Genomic DNA, 19,697 nt, shown 5'->3' with positions numbered 1-19,697 from the left:
TGACGGAGTGGCGGAATCGCCCGCCACTAGGAGAGATCCAATGAATGACGTAGTCATCGTATCCACTGCCCGCACGCCGCTGGCGAAGTCCTGGCGGGGCGGCTTCAACCTGACCCACGGCGCCACCCTGGCCGGGCACGCCATCCGGCACGCCGTGGAGCGCGCCGGCGTCGACGGCGCCGAGGTGGATGACGTGATCATGGGCTGCGCCCTGCCCGAGGGCTCAACCGGCAACGACGTCGCCCGCATGGGCGCCATGCGCGCCGGACTGCCGGTGAGCGTGGGCGGCGTGACCGTGAACCGCTTCTGCTCCTCCGGGCTGCAGGCCATCGCCATGGCCGCGCAGCACATCATCGTGGACGGCGCACCGGTGATGGTCGCCGGCGGCGTGGAGTCCATCTCGACGGTCCAGGCCGACGTCAACACCACGTACATGAAGGAGGAGTGGCTCGCCGAGCACAAGCCCGCTCTCTACTGGAGCATGCTCCAGACCGCGGAAACGGTGGCGGAGCGCTACGGCATCGCCAAGGAGGCCCAGGACGAGTACGGCGTACGCAGCCAGCAGCGCGCCGCCGCCGCCCGCGAGGCCGGCCGGTTCGACGACGAGATCGTGCCCATGGACACGGTCATGGCGACGGCGGACAAGGCCACGGGCGCCATGGGCACGAAGGAGGTCACCGTGGCGCAGGACGAGGGCATCCGCCCGGACACCAGCCTGGAAGGGGTCAGCGGCATCCGTTCCGCCCTGCCCGGGGGCGTGATCACCGCCGGCAACGCCAGCCAGTTCTCCGACGGCGCCTCGGCCTGCGTGCTCATGACGGCCAGGGAGGCGGAGCGCCGCAATCTCCAGCCCCTGGGCATCTTCCGCGGCTTCGCCGTGGCCGGGTGCGAGCCGGACGAGATGGGCATCGGCCCGGTCTACGCCGTACCCAAGCTGCTCAAGCGCCACGGCCTCAGCGTCGACGACATCGATCTCTGGGAGCTGAACGAGGCGTTCGCGGTCCAGGTCCTCTACTGCCGGGACCAGCTCGGCATCCCGGACGAGCGGCTGAACGTCAACGGCGGCTCCATCGCCGTCGGCCATCCCTACGGCCTGACCGGCTCGCGGCTCACCGGCCACGCGCTCATCGAGGGCCGGCGCCGCAACGCGCGCTACGTGGTCGTCACCATGTGCGTCGGCACCGGCATGGGCGCGGCGGGGCTGTTCGAGCTCGCGTAGACCACGTCAACGGGGCGGGGTGCAATCGCGCCCCACCCCACCTCCCGGCCCGGGCCATGCCCCTTGCTGCCCCCTGGAAGCCGTATCGCATCCCGGCGACGAGCGGCTCCTGCCGAATGCGCATCATCCTGCTATTCTGTCTCATGATGGCACACTGGGCGGTGTCCGTGCGGCATCGCGCCCAAGCATCAACAGAAATAGAACAAGAGTCACGAGAGGAGAAGCAAGATGACCGATACGGCGAAGGATCCGGCCGTGAATGCCGGCAAGGGGAGCTTCGAGGCGTATGACGCCCGGCCCTGGCTGAAGTTCTATGCGGACAGCGCACCGTCCGACCTGGACGCCCTGCCCTACACCAGCTTCGGCGACATGGTGCGCCGGGCCAGTCGCGAGCACGCCGCACAGCCGGCATTCACCACCTGCCTGCCCACGGGGACCACGGGCACCCTGTCGTTCGCGGAAGTCGACCGCCTGTCCGACGCCTTCGCCGCCTACCTGCGGTTCGAGCTGGGTCTGGACAAGGGCGATCGGGTGGCCATCCAGAGCCCCAACTGCCTGGCCTATCCGGTCTTTCTGTTCGGCGCGGCCAAGGCGGGATGCGTGATCGTCAACATCAACCCGCTGTATACCGTCCCGGAGATCGATCACGCGCTCAACGACTCCGGGGCCCGGCTGCTGCTGGTCATCAACATGTTTGCGGACAAGCTCCCCGAGGTGGTGCCGGAAAGCCGGGTGGAGCACGTCCTGGTGCACAGCGTCGCCGAGTTCTTCCCGCCGCTGCGCCGGTTCATCGTGCAGACCGTCCAGAAGCTGAAGAAAATGGTGCCGCCGGCGAACATGGCGGTCACGCCCCTGGCGCAGGCGATCCGGGCCGGCGAGCGCCGCATCGCCGCCGGCGATGACGTCACCACCCTGGAGGTCGGCGCGGACGACCTGCTGGCGCTGCAGTACACCGGCGGCACCACGGGCCGCTCCAAGGGGGCGATGCTCACGCACCGCAACCTGCTGAGCAACATCCAGCAATCCTACAACAATCTGAAGGAGGCGCTGCCGGACGAGCGCACGGCCATGACGGCGCTGCCCATGTACCATATCTTCGCCCTGGGGGTGAGCGGCGTGTTCTTCAGCCTCGGCGGGCACAACGTGCTGATCCCCTCGCCACGGCCCGTGGCCAATCTCAAGCCGGCCTTCGCCAAGTACGACATTCGCTTCTTCTCCGGCGTGAACACCCTGTTCAACGGCCTGCTGGCGGAGGACTGGTTCCGCGAGGCGCCGCCGACGAATCTCGCCATCACCATCGGCGGCGGCACCGCCGTACAGAACGCGACCGCCCGGCGCTGGGAAGAGGTGGTGGGCCACCCGATCTACCAGGCCTACGGGCTCACGGAGACCAGCCCGGGCGTTACCAGCAACCCGCTGAACGGCCCGGTCAAGACCGGCAGCATCGGCATCCCCTACGCCGGTACCTACTGCCGGATCGTCGACGAGCAGGACAACCCGGTGCCGGTGGGCGAGCCCGGCGAGCTCATCGTCAAGGGACCGCAGGTCATGGCGGGCTACTGGAATCGCCCCGACGCCACGGAGGAGTCCATGCACAACGGCTGGTTCCACACCGGTGATATCGCCCGCATGGACGAGGACGGGTTCTTCTACATCGTCGACCGCAAGAAGGACATGGTGAACGTCTCCGGCTTCAACGTGTACCCCAACGAGGTGGAAGACGTCATCGCCCGGCATCCCGGGGTCCGCGAGGTCGGAGTCGTCGGCGTGCCCGACGACGAAACCGGCGAGGCAGTGCAGGCCTACGTGGTCAAGGCCGACGATTCCGTCACCGAGGAGGCCATTCGCGAGCACTGCCGCCAGTCGCTGACCGGCTATAAGATCCCGAAGCGGGTCATCTTCCGCGAGGCGATCCCGCTCACCCCGGTCGGCAAGGTGCTGCGCAAGGACCTGCGGGCCGAGGCGCTCCGCGAGCTCGGCCAGGACTAGCGCCCGCCAACGCCTCCCGCGGTCGCCGCGCCGGCGGCGGCTGGTGACCTCTCTGCCCGGGTATGGAAGAATGAACGTCGGACGTGGCTGACGTCCGACGTTCACGCCGCGCCGGCGACAGCGTCCCGCGGGATGCAGGCGGCGCGGCTCCCACGCAGGGAGATGGCACCATGGCACAGGATCTCTTCAGACGCTGGCTGGACCTGCTTTTCTGGTGGCTGCCGCGGGAGCAGCACACGTCCACATCATCCTCGCGGGAGACCTCCGCGGGCCAGTCCGCGGGCCGTGAGGCCGACGACCGGCAGGACGAGACCGGCGACAAGGCCGCGCACACGGCGGCGAGCGAGTCTCCGGCGAGCACGGCCGCCCCCACGTCGGGTCCCGGCGACGACGCAGTCGACGACCTCACGACCATCAAGGGCATCGGCCCGGCCATGGCGGGACGCCTTCAGGGCATGGGCATCCGCACTTTCGACGACCTGGCCGCGGCGGACATCAAGGCGATTACCCGGCAACTGCGGGAACAGTCCGTGGTGATCTCGGAGAAAAAGGTGGAAGGCTGGGTTCAGGCCGCCCGCGAGCTGGTGTAGTCACCGCCCGCGGCCGTAGCGGCAGGCTACGCGCTCGTGTCGACGAACGCCCCGACCCGGTCGCCGGGATTGACCGGTGACCCCGCAGGGGCCGCCCCCGAAGCGTCCGGCAATGCATCCACGAGCTGCTGCGCCGTGGACTCCTGGATATCCAGGGCCTTGCGCGCAACGCTCGTCTGCACCTCCGACTGGATCCGGGCCTGGCTCAGGCCCGAGGCCAGGGATGCGATTCCGGTCGCTTCCGCCATGATACGCAGTCACTCCGTAATGGGCTGGTATGGCCGAGGAAACACCAGTCCGGCTCCGTGCGCAGTGAACCCGTTCACAGTTCGCACACGCGCGTCCCGAGCCCGGATCACAGCGGGCATTGTTGCGCGCCCCGTCGGCCCGGTGTCACCGCCCGGGGCCACCCCGGGAACGATGACGGAGCATCGCTCCGGGTCGGGCCGCGCACCGCCCCGCAGTTGTGCACCGTACTGCGACATGCCCGCTCATGACGCACGGCGGCGACACCCCGCCGCGGTCCAGCACATTGACCCGCCCGTGTCATCCGCCTTTCCGGGTACGAGCCCACATGGCCCGGTTATTGCTTAGATTCTTGAGCGGCAGGAGGCCGCACAGCAATGCTTCTCCTCCTCAATGAAAGGATTCCTTGCGCCCCGGCAACGGGGCGTTTTTTTTGTGTGGCAGTCACCGCGGTCCCGGCAGTGCGGCCCGGAAGTCCTCTCGCACCCCGCGACAGTGATACACGCCCCCGGGCGGGAGATTGCAAGGCACCGGCCGGAAGTCCACGTTCCGGAACAGCCGGCGATAGAGACGCGCGTACACCCAGGGCATGACGGTGAGCTGGCTGAAGCCGACGTCTCCCGGCAGCCGGGCCAGCCACTCGAACATGCGCACGTTGATCGCGTACGGCAGGCTGGGCACGGGCAGACCGCTGACAACCAGGTCCACGTCACCGACGCCGTGCGCGTCCAGCAGGGCCGGCAGGTCCGCGACATCGCCCTGGACGGCCTCCGGTACCCGGTGCCGGAGAACGCCCCAGAGCTCCGGGTCCGCCTCCACCGCCAGCAGCCGGCTGCGCGGATGCATCCGCTCGACGACGACACCGGAGACCGCCCCGGTCCCGGCGCCGAGCTCGACGATGGTCTGAGGCCGCAGCGGATCCACCCCCGCGGCCAGGGCCCGGGCCATGGAACGGCTCGAGGGCGTGACACTGGCGATACGGCGCCCCCGGGCGAGGAACCGGCGCAGGAACAGCCAGCGATCGGACGCCGGTAGCGCGCTCATGGCTCAGGCGCTTCGGCGATGATGGGCGGCAAGATAGGACGATGCGGCATCCGCGCCCATGTACCGGCGCAGCGTGCGCGGATCGGTGGCCAGCAGATCGACCAGGCAGAGGGCATCCAGGCACCGGCCGAAGGAGGCATCGACGCTGAACGCCACCGACCGTGCCCCCAGTTTCAGGTACTGGCGCAACAGGATGGGCACGCCGGCGCCGTCCTTCTCGCCCGCGGCGATCAGTCGGCTCAGGGCTTCCACGGAATCCGCCCGGTCGGCGAGGCGAGCCAGCGCCCGGGCACTGGCGCCGGGCCGGAACGGGTGCCGCGGCTGAACCAGCGGCATCAGCGACGACGCCCGCCCGGGCTTGGCCAGGAAGCGCACCATCATGGCGCGGGAGGCGGCATCGTACCGCCCGGAGATAGTGACCGGGCCGAACAGGTACCGATACTGCGGCGCGTCGCCGATGATGGCGCCGATGGCCTTCCACAGCAGCGCAAGCGGCGCGTAGCTACGCTGGTACTCCCGGCGCACGAAGGAGCGCCCCAGCTCGATGGCCGGCTCCACCTCGGCGAGAAAGCTCTCCGAGAGCCGGAACAGGGTATTGCTGTACAGCGCCGACGCGCGATCCCAGCCCGGAAGGCGATCGGTGAAACCCAGCCGATAGGCCCCCACCACGCACCCGGCATGGCCATCCCAGACCACCAGGTGGGTGTAGTAGCTGTCGAACCAGTCCAGATCGCGCTGGCCGCCGCTGCCCTCCCCCACGTCCCGGAAGGTAAGCTCCCGCAGACGGCCCACCTCCTGGACGACCGCCGGTGCCTGGGCGGCATGCAGCGCATACACGCTCAGCTGGCCGCTGCCGGCCAGCCGGGCCGATTCGGGCAACGCCCCGAGCTCGTCCCGCATGACGGTTGCCGGTGCCGGCGCGTCCACCGCCACCGCCGTCGTACCCCCGCGGTTGCGCCCCAGTGCGCCGGGCCGCAGGGGACCGTGAGCCACCATGGCCCGGGCCGGCGACGACCAGTAATGCTTCAGCAGCGTATCGGGTGCTCGCATGACGGGCTCTCCTAGGCGATCCGGGCGGACACCTGCTCGTCCGGGCGCGCTTGCTCGCGCAGCTCGGCCCATCGCAGCAGTTCCAGCGAGCCGTCGTGGTTCTCCGCCAGCGAGGTGCAGCTCTCGACCCAGTCGCCGTCGTTGCAGTACAGCACGTCACCGACGCTGCGCATTTCGGCATAGTGGATGTGACCGCAGACCACGCCGTCGACGTGCTGCCGGGTCGCCTCCCAGGCCACCATCTCCTCGAAGTTCGAGATGTAGGCCATGGCGTTCTTGACCCGGTACTTCACGTGCGCGGCCAGGGACCAGTAAGGGAAGCCGAATACGCGCCGTACCAGGTGCACCCAGTGGTTGGCGCGCAGCAGCAGGCCGTACGAGCGGCTTCCCAGCATGGACAGGAGCCGCGAGCACTTGACGACGGTATCGAACTGATCCCCGTGCAGAACCAAAAACCGCCGGCCGTCCGCCGTCGTATGGATGGCCTGATCCGTCATGGAGAACTGGTCGAGGACGCTGCCGTTGTAGGCCCGCATGGCCTCGTCGTGGTTGCCCGGCAGGTACACGACCTTGGTACCGTTCCACGCCTTCTCCATGATCCTGCGCACCACCAGCGCATGCTCCCGGGGCCAGTAGACGCGCTTCTGCATCTCCCAGATGTCGAGCATGTCGCCGACAAGATAGAGGTACTCGGATTCGGTCGCCTCGAGAAACTCCAGCAGGTAGTCGGCTCGGGCGCCGCGGAACCCGAGATGTGCGTCGGAAATGAAGATGCTCCGGTAGCGCAGCGGGCGCATGTTCTCTACGACGGCCATATCGGCTTTGCCTCCTGCATGGCTCAGTTTCGACGGAAGTGTGAACATCTCTCTTGAAGGGAGTGTGTCAGCGGCAATTCAGTTCGATGACGCATGCATGCGAACGATCCCGAGCCGGTACGAACTGTCATGAATGTGTCACCTCTACGTCAACACGGTGAGACACGCAAGGGAGATCATGCGGACACGGTCGAATGACGGAGGTGGCACCGTGGCGGAGTGGGAGACCGGAGAAGGCAATATCGTGCAGGCCGGCAGGGTCCTGCTGCGCAGCGACCAGATCGTAATCCACCGGACGGCGGCCCGTTCCCGGGGCGCCCTGCAGGTATTCGTCCCTTGTGTCCGCATCCCGGAGCGGCTCCGCCGCAGGAGCGCGGCGACGGTTCGCCTGGAGGACGGCCGCTCCGGCGACTTCGTGGTGGTGGAAACGCGCCCCGGGCTGCTCTGCCTCGCGGGCCGGGGGGCGTTCCGCTAGTCCGGCCCCGACTTTCGATTGCGCAAGGTATCATTCATGCACATCGGCCTGGTAACGGAGACCTACCGCCCCGAGCCCAACGGCGTCGCCATGACGCTGGGTACGCTGGTGGACCACTTGCGCCACCGCGGGCACGACATCGACCTGGTGATCCCGGCGCGGCCGGATGTGCCCGGCACCGGCGCGAGTTCCGTGCTGGCGCTGCCGGGCCTGCCGGTACCCGGCTATCCGAGCGTGCGGTTCGGCCTGCCCACGGTCCGGCGCCTGGTCGCGCACTGGCGGGAGCGCACCCCAGACGTCGTCTACGTGGCCACGCAGGGGCCGCTGGGATGGGCGGCCGTGCGCGCCGCCCGGCGCCTGGGCATCGCCGTGGTGTCCGGTTACCACACCCACTTCTCCGCCTACGGCCGCTACTACGGGATGGGGCTGGCGGCACCCCTGATCGAGGCGTACCTGCGGCGCTTCCATCAGCGAACCCGGGTCACTCTGGCGCCCACGGCCCGCCTCGCCGCGACCCTGGGCGAGCGGGGCTTCGGCGATGTCGCCGTGCTGCCCCGGGGCGTCGATACCGGACGGTTCCGACCGCAGCGGCGCAATCCGTCGCTGCGGCAGCAATGGGGCGTGTTCCCGGGCAGCCCGGTGATCCTGTACGTGGGCCGGCTGGCGGCGGAGAAGAACGTGGAGCTGGCCATCCGCAGCTTTCGCGCCATCGAGCAGGCCGTCCCCCAAGCGCGTTGCATCATGGTCGGCGACGGCCCGCTGCGGGCGTCCCTGGCCGCCGAGCACCCGGACATCGTGTTCACCGGCTCGCTATCCGGCCCGGACCTGGCCGCCCACTACGCCTCGGCGGATCTGTTCCTGTTCCCGAGCCTCACCGACACGTTCGGCAACGTGGTCCTCGAGGCCATGGCCAGCGGCCTGCCGGTGGTGGCGTTCGACAGCGGCGCTGCGGCGGAGCACATGCGCTCGTTCGACAACGGCCTGCTGGTGCCCTTCGGCGACGCCGCCCGGTTCCGGGCCGCGGCGACGCTGCTGGCGAGGGAGGGGCGGCTGCGCCGGCGGCTCGGCATCCATGCCCGCGCCAGCGTCACCCGGCAGGACTGGACAACGGTGGCCGACCGGTTCGAGGGCATTCTCGCCTGTCATGCGGGCATCGCCGGCCCGGTGCCGGCATCACCGGCCGCCTGACGGGTCTTCCCGACGCTTTCACACAACTGTCATATTACACTGCTCTAATGCGTCCAGTTACTCGGCGCTGGCGACGCTGGGGCCTCATCAATCGCACGAACTTTCGGGACGGGACACTAGAGTCCCGTAACTGGCGTAGCCGAGGGTGGAATGACCGAGAAAACGATTCTGATCGTCGACGACGAGCAGCCCATCCGCGAGATGGTCGAGTTCAGCCTGGAGCGCTCGGGCTACCGCGTGGTGGAAGCCGCCGATGCCGCCGAGGCCCGGGTGGCCATCACCGACCACCAGCCCGACCTGGTCCTGCTGGACTGGATGCTGCCCGACACCAGTGGGCTGGACCTGGCCCGGGCGCTGCGGCGCGAGAACCTTGCCCAGGAAATCCCCATCGTCATGCTCACCGCACGCACGGAGGAGGAGGACAAGGTCCGCGGCCTGGACGCCGGGGCGGACGACTATGTCACCAAGCCGTTCGGGCCGCGGGAGCTCGCCGCACGCATTAACGCCGTCCTGCGGCGGGCCGGCGGCGAGGAAGGCGACGACATCCTGGAAGTGGGCCCGTTGCGCATCGAGATCGCGGCACACCGGGTGCTCGTGGATCAGCGGGCCGTTCATCTGGGGGCCACGGAGTTCCGGCTGCTGAAATTCTTTGTCGCCCACCCCGATCGCGTCTACACTCGCGAACAGTTGCTTGACCGGGTCTGGGGACCCAACGTCTACGTGGAGGAGCGCACCGTTGACGTACACATCCGGCGACTGCGCAAGGCCCTGGACGGGACCGGGGCGGAACGTTTCGTGCAGACCGTGCGGGGGGCCGGCTACCGGTTTTCCCTCCGGGAGTGAGTCACCGTGAACCGGTCGCCCTGGACGGAAGAGATCCTGCGGCTGGCCGGGATCCTGCTCCTGGCGGCCATCGTCGGCCTGGTCCTCGACGCCTTCACCCTGAGCCTGCTGGCGGCCGTGTCGTTGTATCTCGCCTGGCACCTGTACCAGCAGCACCGGCTATACCAGTGGGTGAGCGCCTCCCGCAGCGCGCACCCACCCGAGAGCTCCGGCCTGTGGGGCGCCATTTTCGACCAGTTCTACCGCATGCAGCGCCGGAACAAGAAGCGCAAGAGCCGGCTGCGGACCATCGTCCGGGAGTTCCGCCAGTCCACGGCCGCCATGCCGGACAGCACCGTGGTCCTGGACGCCAACAATCGCATCGTCTGGTTCAACTCCGCCGCCGAACGCCTCCTGCGCTTCCGCACGCCGGTGGACATCGGCCAGCACATCCTCAACCTGGTCCGTCACCCGGAGTTCGTGGCCTACTTCAACAACGGCATGTACGACGAGCCCATCGAGGTGGACAGTCCGGTGGCGAGCGACGTGCGGCTGTCGCTGCAGATCATCCCCTACGGCCAGGACCAGCGCCTGCTGATCGCCCGCGACGTCACCCAGCTGCACCGGCTGGAGAAAATCCGCCGCGACTTCGTCGCCAACGCCTCCCACGAGCTGCGTACGCCGCTGACGGTGATCACCGGCTACCTGGATACGTTGCGCCAGGATGACGGCGCCGCCGCCGAGGAGTGGCGCCGCCCGGTCCAGGAGATGCACCGGCAGGCGGAGCGCATGCGGCGCATCCTGGAGGACCTGCTGCTGCTCTCCCGCCTCGATGCCCAGCCGGACCCGGCCAGGGACGCTCCGGTGGACATCGCCGCCCTGGCCCGGGAGCTGTGCCGGGACAATCGCATGATCGCCGACGGGCAGGTGCAGGTGCACTGCGAGACCGACCCGGCCGTGGGCATCAACGGCGCCGCCTCGGAGCTGCAGAGCGCGTTCAGCAATCTGGTCCAGAACGCGGTGAAGTACACCTCCGAGGGCGGCGAGGTCTCCATTTACTGGTTCCGGGACGGCGAGGACGGCTGCTTCGAGGTGGTCGACACCGGCATCGGCATTCCGCCGGAGCACATTCCCCGGCTCACGGAACGCTTCTACCGGGTGGACACCAGCCGTTCACGGTCGCGGGGCGGTACCGGCCTGGGGCTGGCCATCGTGCGTCACGCCCTGCAGCGCCACGATGCCACCCTGGAGATCGAGAGCCAGCCCGGCAGGGGCAGCCGCTTCCGTTGTCGCTTCCCCGCGGCGCGCCTGGTCGACATGGCCGGCAACGAGCAGGACGAAGCCGCCACGCCGGTCACCCGGGCCGAAGCCCGTTAAGGCCCGCCGGGCCTCCCGTCAACAGGCGCTGCCATCGCCGCGCCGGCGGACGCGTTACCGCCGATCGCCCGTGGCCTCCTGGGCCATCCGCTCAAAGCTGGTGTGACGGACATCCTTGCCCCGCACAAAGTAGACTATGTATTCGCAGATGTTCCGGGACCGGTCACCGATGCGCTCCAGGGAGCGGGCGGACCACAAGATATCCAGGACCGACGGCACGGCCTGGGGATGCTCCTGCATGTAGCTCACCAGCTGGCGGAAGATGGCATCGTACTGCGCATCCGCCTTGATGTCCTCCTGGGCGACCCGAACGGCCTGCTCGGCGTCCATGCGCGCGAAGGCGTCCAGCGCTCCGTGGAGCATGCCCTTGATGTGCTCGCCCAGAGCCTGGATCTCGTCCATGGGTCCGTACTGGCGATCCTGGTCCAGCAGGTGCAGGGCCATGCGGCCGATCCGCTCGGCCTCGTCACCGATGCGTTCCAGGTCGGTAATGGTCTTGATCACCGCCAGCACCAGCCGTAGATCGATGGCCGCCGGCTGGCGGCGGGCGATGACGTGGGTGCATTCCTCGTCCACCTCCACCTCGGCGGCATTGACCAGGTAATCCGAGGTGACAACGCTCTCGCCACGCTGGGTATCGCCTTCCACCAGGGCCACCAGGGCATCCGAGAGCTGCCGCTCCACCAGGCCGCCCATGTTCATGACCTTGGTGAGAATGGTCTCGAGCTCCTCGTTGTACTGCTGCGAGACGTGCTGCGTGATGCTCTTCTTGTCCATAGCGGTATCGATCCATCGTTGGCGGCCCGGGACGGCGAAGCCTCACCCGAACCGGCCGGTAATGTAGTCTTCGGTCTTCTGTTCCCGCGGATTCGTGAACAGAGTATCAGTGTCGCTGAACTCGACGATCTCCCCCATGTGGAAGAACGCCGTGTACCCGGCAACGCGCGCGGCCTGCTGCAGGTTGTGGGTAACGATCACGATGGTATATCGATCCTTGAGCTCATCGATAAGTTCCTCGATGGTCACCGTCGCCAGCGGATCCAGGGCCGACGCCGGCTCGTCCATGAGGATCACTTCCGGGTTGACCGCAATGGCCCGGGCAATGCACAGGCGCTGCTGCTGGCCGCCGGAGAGTTCCGTGCCCGGGGTATGCAGGCGATCGGACACCTCCTTCCACAAGCCCGCGCGTCGCAGCGAGTTCTCCACCAGCTCGTCCAGCTCGGTGCGCGAGTTCACGATGCCATGCAGCCGGGGCGCGTAGGCAATGTTCTCGTAGATGCTCTTGGGGAACGGGTTCGGCTTCTGAAACACCATGCCCACGTGGCTGCGCAGCTGGACTACGTCGACGCTGGGATCGTAGATGTCCTCGCCGTCCAGGGTGATGCTGCCCTCGATGCGCACGCTGGGAATGAGGTCGTTCATGCGGTTGATGCAGCGCAGGAACGAGGTCTTGCCGCAGCCGGACGGCCCGATGAGCGCCGTCACCTCGCGGGCGTAGACGTCCAGGCTGACGCTGTGCAGCGCCTGGGTCTCGCCGTACCACAGCCGCACGCTGTCGGCGCGCACCTTCACCTCTTTCTCGGCAGCCTCCGGGGTGCCGGCGTCCTCCTGCCGCGGAGGCTCGTGCTCGTTCGGCGGCGTCATATCAGCGGGCCGTCCCGTGGTGGCGGTTCGTTCGGCAACGTTGTCAGAGTACATGGCAACCCCTCGAGTGTCGCTACCAGCGACGTTCAAACTTGCGGCGCAGGAGAACGGCCGCCGCGTTCAGGCTCAGAAGCACGGCCAGGAGAACGATAATGCCGGCGGCGGTCTTCTCGACGTAGGCATGCTCCGGCTCGCCCGCCCAGGTGAAGATCTGCGCCGGCAGGACCGTTGCAGCCTGGAAGATGCTCGTGGGCGCGTCGGGGATGTAGGCAATCATGCCCACGATGATCAGCGGCGCGGTCTCGCCCATGGCCTGGGCGATACCGATGATGGTTCCGGTGAGAATGCCCGGCAGCGACACCGGCAACACGTGATCGCGGACCACCTGCCAGCGCGAGCACCCCATGGCGAAGGCCCCCAGGCGGATGGGGTCGGGCACCGCCCGCAGGGCCGCCCGCGTGCTGATGATGATGATCGGCAGCGTCATCAGCCCCAGCGTCAGCCCCCCGGCCAACGCCGACGACCGCGGCACGCCGAAGAAATTGATGAACACCGCCAGCCCCAGGAGCCCGAACAGGATCGACGGCACCGCCGCCAGGTTGTTGATATTGACCTCGATGGCCTGGGTGAAGCGGTTGTCCGGCGCGAACTCCTCCAGGTACACCGCCGACATCACGCCCACCGGGAAGGCAAACAGCAACGTGATGGAGAGGACGTACAGCGTGCCGACGGCGGCCGACATGATCCCCGCCAGTTCCGGGAGCTTGGAGTCGCCGGAGGTAAAGAAGCGCCAGTTGAAGCTGCTCTGGATCCGGCCGGCCTCCGCCAGCGCGTCCACCTGCTCCTGCAGTGGGTCCGCGATGGAGCGGCCGTGCTTGAGGTACTGGTCGATCTCCCCCTTCACGGGCACCCACCGCTGCTCGGTAGTCCCCGCCAGATCCGGGTTGCGCTCCATCTCCCGGGGAATCGTCCGGGTTGCGCCCCGGGTGGCCACCTCCCGTATGTCCCCGTCCAGGGCGAACTGCCCGAGGCGCGCCGCGCGCTCGTTGTAGTCCAGGGTCACCTGGACCTGGTGATGCCAGAACGCGGTATAGCCCTGGCTGATGATGTTGCTGAAGAAGGTCACGATGATGGCCAGCGCCAGCACGATCGCCGACATGCAATAGAGCCGGAACCGCCGCTCCGCCCGGTAGCGCCGCTGCATGCGGGGGTCATCGATGGATCCGGTCAGCCGTCGTGTCTTCATGGAAGTCTGCTCAGTCATACTTCTGCTTGAACCGCCGCACCAGCACCGTGGAGATGATGTTCAGGGTCAGGGTCACGATGAACAGCACCAGCCCCAGGGCGAATGCGGACAGAGTCTGCGGGCTGTCGAAGGACTGGTCCCCGGTCAGCGAGTAGACGATGTTGACCGTCACCGTGGTCATGTCCTCCAGCGGGTTCCAGGTCAGGTTCGGGCGCACGCCGGCGGCCATGACCACGATCATGGTCTCGCCCAGCGCCCGGGACACGCCCAGGAGAAAGGCCGAGATCACGCCGGGCAGCGCCGCCGGTACCACCACCCTCCGGATGGTCTCCGAGCGCGTCGTTCCCAGGGCGTATGCGCCTTCCCGCAGGCTCTGGGGAATGCTGTTGATGACATCGTCGGACAGCGACGAGATGAAGGGGATGATCATGATCCCCATGACGATGCCCGGCGACAGGATGTTGCTGTACGAGGCATCCAGGCCGAACAGACCGGCGATGTCGACCACCACCGGCGTCACCGTGATGGCGGCGAAGAAGCCGTAGACGACGGTCGGGATGCCGGCCAGGATTTCCAGCAGCGGCTTCGCCATGCCGCGGATCCGCGGGGTGGCGTACTCGGACATGAAGATGGCGGACAGCAGGCCGATGGGCAGGGACACCGCCATGGCGATGCCGGTCACCATGAACGTGCCGGCGAACAGCGGCACCGAGCCGAACGCGGCCCCCCGCTCGCCGACCTCGTCGCCGCGCCCGGCCGCCTCCAGGAACGAGTCGCCCGGGCTCCACACGGTCCCGGTAATGAACTCCCAGACGCTGACCTCGCGGAAGAACCGCATGGCCTCGAACAGCACGGACAGTACGATGGCAACCGTTGTCATGATGGAGATCATGGCCGCGCCCAGCAGCAGCCAGCGGATCAGGTTATCCAGCACGTTGCGGGCCCGTAGTGCCGGACGGATGGACCTCAGGCCCACTCCCAGGCCGGCCGCGCCGGTAATCAGGGCCATGAGGAGCACCAGCTCCCGCGGCGGCGTGACGAAACCCAGAAGGTTGAGCAGCGACGCCGCAACCGCGATACCGATGCCCGGCAGCGCCATCCAGACGAAGGAATACCAGCCGTACTGCTGCGGCCTGGAGTGCATGCGCACGCCGTCGGCCACCGTCGCCAGCGCCTTGCGGCGCCCGAGGTAGAAGGCCGCATACCCCAGCGGAATCAACCCGGCCAGCAGCAACAGGATGGTTTCTGCGACACTCACGAGGAGCTCCCCTCATCCAGCCCCATGAACTCGTACTCCCCCTTGCCGTCTTGCATGTGCGCTTCCGGCGCAAGGCCGGAGCCACAACAATGGAGCAGCCCGGACGGCGAGTCGCCGGCCGGGCCGCTGAATCCACCGCCCCTACCCGGCGCGGGGCGGTATGTTACAGACGATCACTCAAGGTCGCTACGCTGCAGGTTCACCCGATCGGCAACCCGCTCCTGCCACCGCGAACGCGCCTGATCTGCAAGGGGAATCAGGCCCTGCTCGACCAGGAGACCGTCGGGGCCGATCATGAGGTCGTCCATGAACAGGCTGACGTACTCGTCGATGCCGGGGGCGACGGAGCCCTCGTGCGCCTTCTTGATGTAGAACCACAGGCTGCGCGCCACCGGGTACTCTTCCGCGGAGATGGCCTCCGTGGTGGGCATCACGCCGTCGACGGACGCCGGCTCGATGACATCGCGGTTCTCTTCCAGGAAGCTGTAGCCGAAGATGCCGATGGCTGCGGTGTTCTCCTGGATGCGCTGGACGATCAGGTTGTCGTTCTCGCCGGAGTCCACGTAGGCGCCGTCGGAGCGCACCTCGGTGTACTCCTCGGAGTAGCCGGCATCCTCGCTCGCCGCTGCCATGACCAGCTCCTCGAACGCGTCACGTGTGCCGGAGGTCGTCGGCGGCCCCAGGATCTCGATCTCACGGTCCGGCAGGCTGGAATCGATCTCGTTCCAGTTGTCATAGGGGTTGTCCACCAGCTCCCCGTCCTGGGGCACCCGCGCCGCCACCGCCAGCAGGATCTGCTCGCGGGTCAGCGCCAGCTCCTCGTTCTCCGTGGCCTGGGCGAAGACGATGCCGTCCGAGCCGATCATCGCCTCGGTGATCTCCTCGACGCCGTTGTCCTGGCAGCGGTCGAACTCGCTGGGCTTCATGCGCCGGGAGGCGTTGGTGATATCCGGATGGCTGGCGCCGACGCCCTCGCAGAACAGGCGGATGCCGCCGCCGGAACCGGTGGACTCGATGGTCGGTGTCGGGTAGTCGGTGGTGGCGCCGAACTCCTCGACGACGTAGCTGGCGAACGGATACACCGTGCTCGAACCCACGATGCGAATCTGCTCGCGCTCCTGGGCTACGGCGACGGAGCTCGCACCGACGATCGCGGCCAGTGCAATTGCGGACTTCTTCCAGTTCTGCATGGAACCACTCCTCAGGTCGAGTTGCCTCGTTGCTGTGGTGAAACGTCACCCGCCGGAGTCCGCTTCAGGTTCACTCCCGGCGCGTTTCGAGGAGCAGACTAGGGGAGAAATATGACAAACTCGTGAAACAAATCAAAACCCGGTACGGAATGGTGCAGTTGCGCCGCGGATCGACCGGGTACGCGGCACACCTGTTCCGAGAGGAGCCCCAGCCATGCAGATCTACTACAGCCTCACCTCCCCCTATGCCCGCATCGTGCGCATGGCGATCCACGAGAAGGGGCTGGGGGCACAGGTGGAACACCACGTGGTGAATCCGTGGGACGACGACCCGGGCCTCATGCAGGTCAATCCCTTGACCCGGGTGCCGACCCTGGTCACCGACGACGGCACGACGCTGACCGAGGCGACGCTGATCACCCAGTACCTCGAGCGCCGCCACCCCGACCGCGCCCTGCTACCCAAGGGCGCGGACAGCCGGGTTCTGGGCGAGGCCGGCATCGCCGTCGGGATCATCGACGCCGCCGTACACAAGCTGCTCGGCCGCAAGGCCGCCGGCGAGGCGTTCGATGACTCCCCGCTGGGCCAGCGCCGGGACCGTGCCATCCGCCAGGCGCTGGACCGGATGGAAGCGCGGCTGCCGGGGGCGATGCCCGAGCTCGGCGCCATTGCAGCGGTGGTGGCCCTGGACTACCTGGATTTCCGCTTCCCGGAGCTCGCCTGGGCGGAGGATCGCCCGCAGCTCGGCGCATGGCACGACGCCCTGCGCACGCGACCCTCGGTGAAGGACACTGCGCCCGTCGACGCCTAACGCAAAGCGCCCGCCGATGGCGGGCGCACGGATTCATCGTGTCGGCACGGCGGTGCCCGGCGGGACTAATCGCTTCCGACGCGCATGCGCTCGCGATTGTCCTCCAGCGTCGCCGGCCCGATGCCGTTCACCTCCGTGATCGCATCCACGCTGGAGAAGCCGCCGTTGGCCTCGCGGTAGTCCACGATGGCCGCGGCACGGGTATCCCCCACGCCGTCGAGCTCCTGCGCCAGCGTATCGGCGTCGGCCCGGTTGATGTCCACGGTCTCCGCCAGGGCAACCCCCGCGGTGAGCGCGAACACAGACAGCGTAACGGAGACAGGACGAATCAGCTTCCACATGGTCAACTCCTTTTGGTCGCTGTGGCACGGACGTCGATGTCCGCGGTTCCGGCAAGCCGCCCGGAACGGAAACCATGCTAGCCACCGGGCGGCGACCGCGCAAGCCGGGAACCCGCCAGAAGCGTCGGGTCAGTCGGCAATCGAGGCGTTGATGCGCTCCAGGGCGTGGCGGGGGTCCGGCGCCGCCGTCACCGGCCGGCCGATGACGAGGTAGTCCGATCCCTGCGCCAGCGCCTCGCCGGGTGTGACGACCCGCCGCTGGTCGTCCGCGTCCGCCTCCGCCGGCCGGATGCCCGGGGTGACCAGCACCGGATCCGGACCGTGCGCGGCCCGCAGGTCCGCGGCTTCCCGGGCGGAACACACCAGGCCGTCGAGCCCCGCGCCCAGGGCCAGCGCCGCCAGCCGCGCAACCAGGGCATCGGGCGAATCCCGGAGCCCGAGGCGGGCGAGATCCTCCGGACCATGGCTGGTGAGCATGGTGACCGCGGTGAGCAGCGGCCGTGCACCGCCGGCCGTGTCCAGCGCCTCCCGGGCGGCGATGAGCATGCGCTCCCCGCCGAGGGCATGGACGTTGACCATCCAGACGCCCAGATCCGCCGCCGCGCGGCACGCCCCGGCCACGGTATTGGGAATGTCGTGGAACTTGAGATCCAGAAAGACCGAGTACCCGCGGGCATGAAGGCGCTCCACCAGCTCCGGACCGGTGCGCGTGAACAGCTCCTTGCCCACCTTCAGGCGGCACAGCGCCGGGTCCAGCCGGGACGCCAGCGCCTCCGCCCGCTCCCGGGAGTCCACGTCCAGGGCAACCACCACTCGCGGCGCTTCGCCCGCCATCGCTATTCCCCCTGTACGCCGTGAACCGGCTTGATCGTCGCCCAGCAGCGGCAGCTGGGGCAGTGCCAGTGCATGGTCCTGGCCTGGAAGCCGCAATTGCGGCAGGCATAGCCCGGCCGATCCCGGAGAAGCGAGTGGAACAGCTCGCGCAGGACTTCCAGGTCGTCCTCCCCCGCCTGGCCGGAACGGGCCAGGTTGAGCTCGATGAGGCGGTTGAGGCCGCGCACCGACGGCCGCGCCCGCAGCTCCTCCACCAGGTACCGGGCCGCCGCCTCCTCACCTTCGTCGCGGCGGATGCGTTCGGCCAGGGCGAGAATGACCGAGGCGCCCCGGTAGTCCTGCTTGAGATTCTCGAGAAAGGCCCGGAAGCCGTCCGCCCGGCCCAGCTGGGTATAGCACTCGTGCAGCCCGACCAGGACCTCCGGCAGATAGTCCCGGTCCTGCTCGCGAACCCGCTGGTAGCATTTCAGGGCCTGCTTGTAGTTGCCCACGCTGCGCTCGATATCCCCCTGGAGGATGCTCGCCCGGGCGCACTGGGGGTCCGCGGTCAGGGCGCGCTTGAGCAGGTTGCGGGCACGGTTGAGCTCGCCCTGGCGCCACGCGGCATCGGCCTGCTCGCAGTAGAACTGGGCGATCATGGGCCCCATGGCGCGGTCGGCATGCGCCTCCAGGCGCGAGGCCACGGCGATGGCGTTGTCCCACTCCTTCTCCTGCTGGTAGATATCCAGCAGGTGGTGCAGCGCCTGCGGCACGTAGGCGCCGCTTTCCACCACCTCCTCGAAGAGGTTCTCGGCGCGGTCCAGCAGGCCGGCCCGGAGATAGTCTTCGCCCAGCTCCAGCAGTGCGTGGGTGCGCTGATCACGATTCAGGGACGGGCGGGCGATGAGATTCTGGTGGATGCGGATGGCGCGGTCCACCTCGCCGCGGCGGCGGAACAGGTTGCCCAGCGCCAGGTGGGTCTCCACGGTGTCGGAGTCCACCTCCACCATGCGCATGAAGACCTCGATGGCCTTGTCGGGCTCCTCGTTGAGCAGGTAGTTCAGGCCCTGGAAATAATCGCCCCGGAGCCCGTCCTGCCCCGTGCGGCGGTCCGGTCCCTCGCGGCCGCGGCGCCCGATCAGCCACCCGGACAGCGCGGCGACCGGCAGCAGAAGCCAGAACAGCTCGACCATGTCAGCGATTGTCTTTCAGCGGCAGGCGGCGGAGTTCGCTGAGTTCCTTCTCGGAGTCGCGTACGCGCCGCCGCAGGCGACGGAGTTCCCTTTGTTTCCCCACGAGCACCCCGAGAGCGGACAGGGCGCCGAGAATCGCGCCCAGGATCAGGGCGATCAGCAGCGCCAGGGACAGTGGCGCGGCCACGACCCCGAAGTAGTAGTCGACGTCCACCCGGGTGGCATTCAGCAGGGCGAAGCTCAGCCCGAACAGGGCAATGACCAGAAGTGCCGCAACCCCGAGTAGTCGACGCATGTTCACCTTCCCGCTGATAGAAAACCGTCCGCACCCGCCCCCGCCGCATGCCGCCGGAACCGGGCTGCGCGACGCCGTGATCGCGGGATGC

The 19,697-nt window shown here is 68.2% G+C and carries 21 protein-coding genes; 8 read left to right on the top strand and 13 right to left on the bottom strand.

Translation table 11 applies throughout. The features are described from left to right. Positions 1–40 precede the first annotated feature (40 nt). The 3 genes from QWY84_RS08835 to QWY84_RS08825 all read left to right on the top strand — a co-directional run bounded on the left by QWY84_RS08835 (position 41) and on the right by QWY84_RS08825 (position 3,798). Positions 41–1,219, top strand: coding sequence for an acetyl-CoA C-acyltransferase (locus QWY84_RS08835; RefSeq protein WP_290202216.1), 1,179 nt, complete (start codon positions 41–43; stop codon positions 1,217–1,219). 228 nt (positions 1,220–1,447) lie between these two features. Then, complete coding sequence (locus QWY84_RS08830) at positions 1,448–3,208, top strand: AMP-binding protein (RefSeq protein WP_290202215.1); 1,761 nt, start codon at positions 1,448–1,450, stop codon at positions 3,206–3,208. A gap of 170 nt (positions 3,209–3,378) precedes the next feature. Continuing rightward, positions 3,379–3,798 (top strand): DUF4332 domain-containing protein, encoded by a 420-nt coding sequence (locus QWY84_RS08825; RefSeq protein ID WP_290202214.1) that lies wholly within the window; start codon positions 3,379–3,381, stop codon positions 3,796–3,798. A 26-nt stretch (positions 3,799–3,824) separates the two neighbouring features. Here the strand turns inward: QWY84_RS08825 and QWY84_RS08820 are convergent, their stop codons facing one another. The 4 genes from QWY84_RS08820 to QWY84_RS08805 all read right to left on the bottom strand — a co-directional run bounded on the left by QWY84_RS08820 (position 3,825) and on the right by QWY84_RS08805 (position 6,953). After that, positions 3,825–4,046, bottom strand: coding sequence for a YjfB family protein (locus QWY84_RS08820; protein ID WP_290202213.1), 222 nt, complete (start codon positions 4,044–4,046; stop codon positions 3,825–3,827). 442 nt (positions 4,047–4,488) lie between these two features. Beyond that, entirely contained in the window at positions 4,489–5,088 is a 600-nt protein-coding gene (locus QWY84_RS08815; protein WP_290202212.1) for a hypothetical protein, read from the bottom strand. Between the two features lie 3 nt (positions 5,089–5,091). Next, the gene (locus QWY84_RS08810; RefSeq protein ID WP_290202211.1) at positions 5,092–6,138 is read right to left on the bottom strand and encodes a GNAT family N-acetyltransferase; all 1,047 of its coding nucleotides are present in this window, start codon (positions 6,136–6,138) and stop codon (positions 5,092–5,094) included. Between the two features lie 11 nt (positions 6,139–6,149). Continuing rightward, positions 6,150–6,953 carry a UDP-2,3-diacylglucosamine diphosphatase gene (locus tag QWY84_RS08805; protein ID WP_290202210.1) on the bottom strand — a complete coding sequence of 268 codons (804 nt, stop codon included), beginning with the start codon at positions 6,951–6,953 and terminating at the stop codon, positions 6,150–6,152. A gap of 211 nt (positions 6,954–7,164) precedes the next feature. Between QWY84_RS08805 and QWY84_RS08800 the strand changes: the two genes are divergently transcribed. The 4 genes from QWY84_RS08800 to phoR all read left to right on the top strand — a co-directional run bounded on the left by QWY84_RS08800 (position 7,165) and on the right by phoR (position 10,815). Beyond that, on the top strand, positions 7,165–7,428 hold the full coding sequence (locus QWY84_RS08800) for a hypothetical protein (protein WP_290202209.1): 264 nt from the start codon (positions 7,165–7,167) through the stop codon (positions 7,426–7,428). 36 nt (positions 7,429–7,464) lie between these two features. Next, positions 7,465–8,616: a glycosyltransferase family 4 protein gene (locus tag QWY84_RS08795; protein WP_290202208.1), complete on the top strand. Its 1,152-nt coding sequence runs from the start codon at positions 7,465–7,467 to the stop codon at positions 8,614–8,616. A 150-nt stretch (positions 8,617–8,766) separates the two neighbouring features. Continuing rightward, positions 8,767–9,459 carry a phosphate regulon transcriptional regulator PhoB gene (gene phoB / locus QWY84_RS08790; protein WP_290202207.1) on the top strand — a complete coding sequence of 231 codons (693 nt, stop codon included), beginning with the start codon at positions 8,767–8,769 and terminating at the stop codon, positions 9,457–9,459. A gap of 6 nt (positions 9,460–9,465) precedes the next feature. Continuing rightward, on the top strand, positions 9,466–10,815 hold the full coding sequence (gene phoR / locus QWY84_RS08785) for a phosphate regulon sensor histidine kinase PhoR (RefSeq protein WP_290202206.1): 1,350 nt from the start codon (positions 9,466–9,468) through the stop codon (positions 10,813–10,815). Positions 10,816–10,869: 54 nt separating this feature from the next. On the opposite strand, the gene phoU is transcribed toward phoR, so the two are convergent. From phoU to QWY84_RS08760, 5 genes are all read right to left on the bottom strand, one after another. Continuing rightward, entirely contained in the window at positions 10,870–11,592 is a 723-nt protein-coding gene (phoU, locus tag QWY84_RS08780) for a phosphate signaling complex protein PhoU (RefSeq protein WP_290202205.1), read from the bottom strand. A gap of 42 nt (positions 11,593–11,634) precedes the next feature. Continuing rightward, complete coding sequence (pstB, locus tag QWY84_RS08775) at positions 11,635–12,459, bottom strand: phosphate ABC transporter ATP-binding protein PstB (RefSeq protein WP_290202204.1); 825 nt, start codon at positions 12,457–12,459, stop codon at positions 11,635–11,637. A 73-nt stretch (positions 12,460–12,532) separates the two neighbouring features. Next, entirely contained in the window at positions 12,533–13,705 is a 1,173-nt protein-coding gene (gene pstA, locus QWY84_RS08770) for a phosphate ABC transporter permease PstA (protein WP_290202203.1), read from the bottom strand. A gap of 10 nt (positions 13,706–13,715) precedes the next feature. Then, entirely contained in the window at positions 13,716–14,963 is a 1,248-nt protein-coding gene (gene pstC / locus QWY84_RS08765) for a phosphate ABC transporter permease subunit PstC (protein ID WP_290202202.1), read from the bottom strand. A 173-nt stretch (positions 14,964–15,136) separates the two neighbouring features. Continuing rightward, positions 15,137–16,153 carry a substrate-binding domain-containing protein gene (locus QWY84_RS08760; protein ID WP_290202201.1) on the bottom strand — a complete coding sequence of 339 codons (1,017 nt, stop codon included), beginning with the start codon at positions 16,151–16,153 and terminating at the stop codon, positions 15,137–15,139. A gap of 214 nt (positions 16,154–16,367) precedes the next feature. Between QWY84_RS08760 and QWY84_RS08755 the strand changes: the two genes are divergently transcribed. Next, positions 16,368–16,964: a glutathione S-transferase family protein gene (locus QWY84_RS08755; RefSeq protein ID WP_290202200.1), complete on the top strand. Its 597-nt coding sequence runs from the start codon at positions 16,368–16,370 to the stop codon at positions 16,962–16,964. 65 nt (positions 16,965–17,029) lie between these two features. On the opposite strand, the gene QWY84_RS08750 is transcribed toward QWY84_RS08755, so the two are convergent. The 4 genes from QWY84_RS08750 to QWY84_RS08735 form a co-directional block, all read right to left on the bottom strand. Beyond that, positions 17,030–17,305, bottom strand: a complete 276-nt coding sequence (locus tag QWY84_RS08750; RefSeq protein ID WP_290202199.1) for a ComEA family DNA-binding protein — start codon at positions 17,303–17,305, stop codon at positions 17,030–17,032. Positions 17,306–17,434: 129 nt separating this feature from the next. Continuing rightward, positions 17,435–18,139 carry an orotidine-5'-phosphate decarboxylase gene (gene pyrF, locus QWY84_RS08745; protein ID WP_290202198.1) on the bottom strand — a complete coding sequence of 235 codons (705 nt, stop codon included), beginning with the start codon at positions 18,137–18,139 and terminating at the stop codon, positions 17,435–17,437. Between the two features lie 2 nt (positions 18,140–18,141). Continuing rightward, positions 18,142–19,311, bottom strand: a complete 1,170-nt coding sequence (gene lapB, locus QWY84_RS08740; protein WP_290202197.1) for a lipopolysaccharide assembly protein LapB — start codon at positions 19,309–19,311, stop codon at positions 18,142–18,144. A gap of 1 nt (position 19,312) precedes the next feature. After that, entirely contained in the window at positions 19,313–19,606 is a 294-nt protein-coding gene (locus QWY84_RS08735; RefSeq protein WP_290202196.1) for a lipopolysaccharide assembly protein LapA domain-containing protein, read from the bottom strand. Positions 19,607–19,697 lie beyond the last annotated feature (91 nt).

The sequence above is a fragment of the Aquisalimonas lutea genome (genome assembly GCF_030409225.1).
Classification (GTDB): Bacteria; Pseudomonadota; Gammaproteobacteria; order Nitrococcales; family Aquisalimonadaceae; genus Aquisalimonas; species Aquisalimonas lutea.
This window is presented reverse-complemented; position numbering and strand designations above follow the sequence as displayed.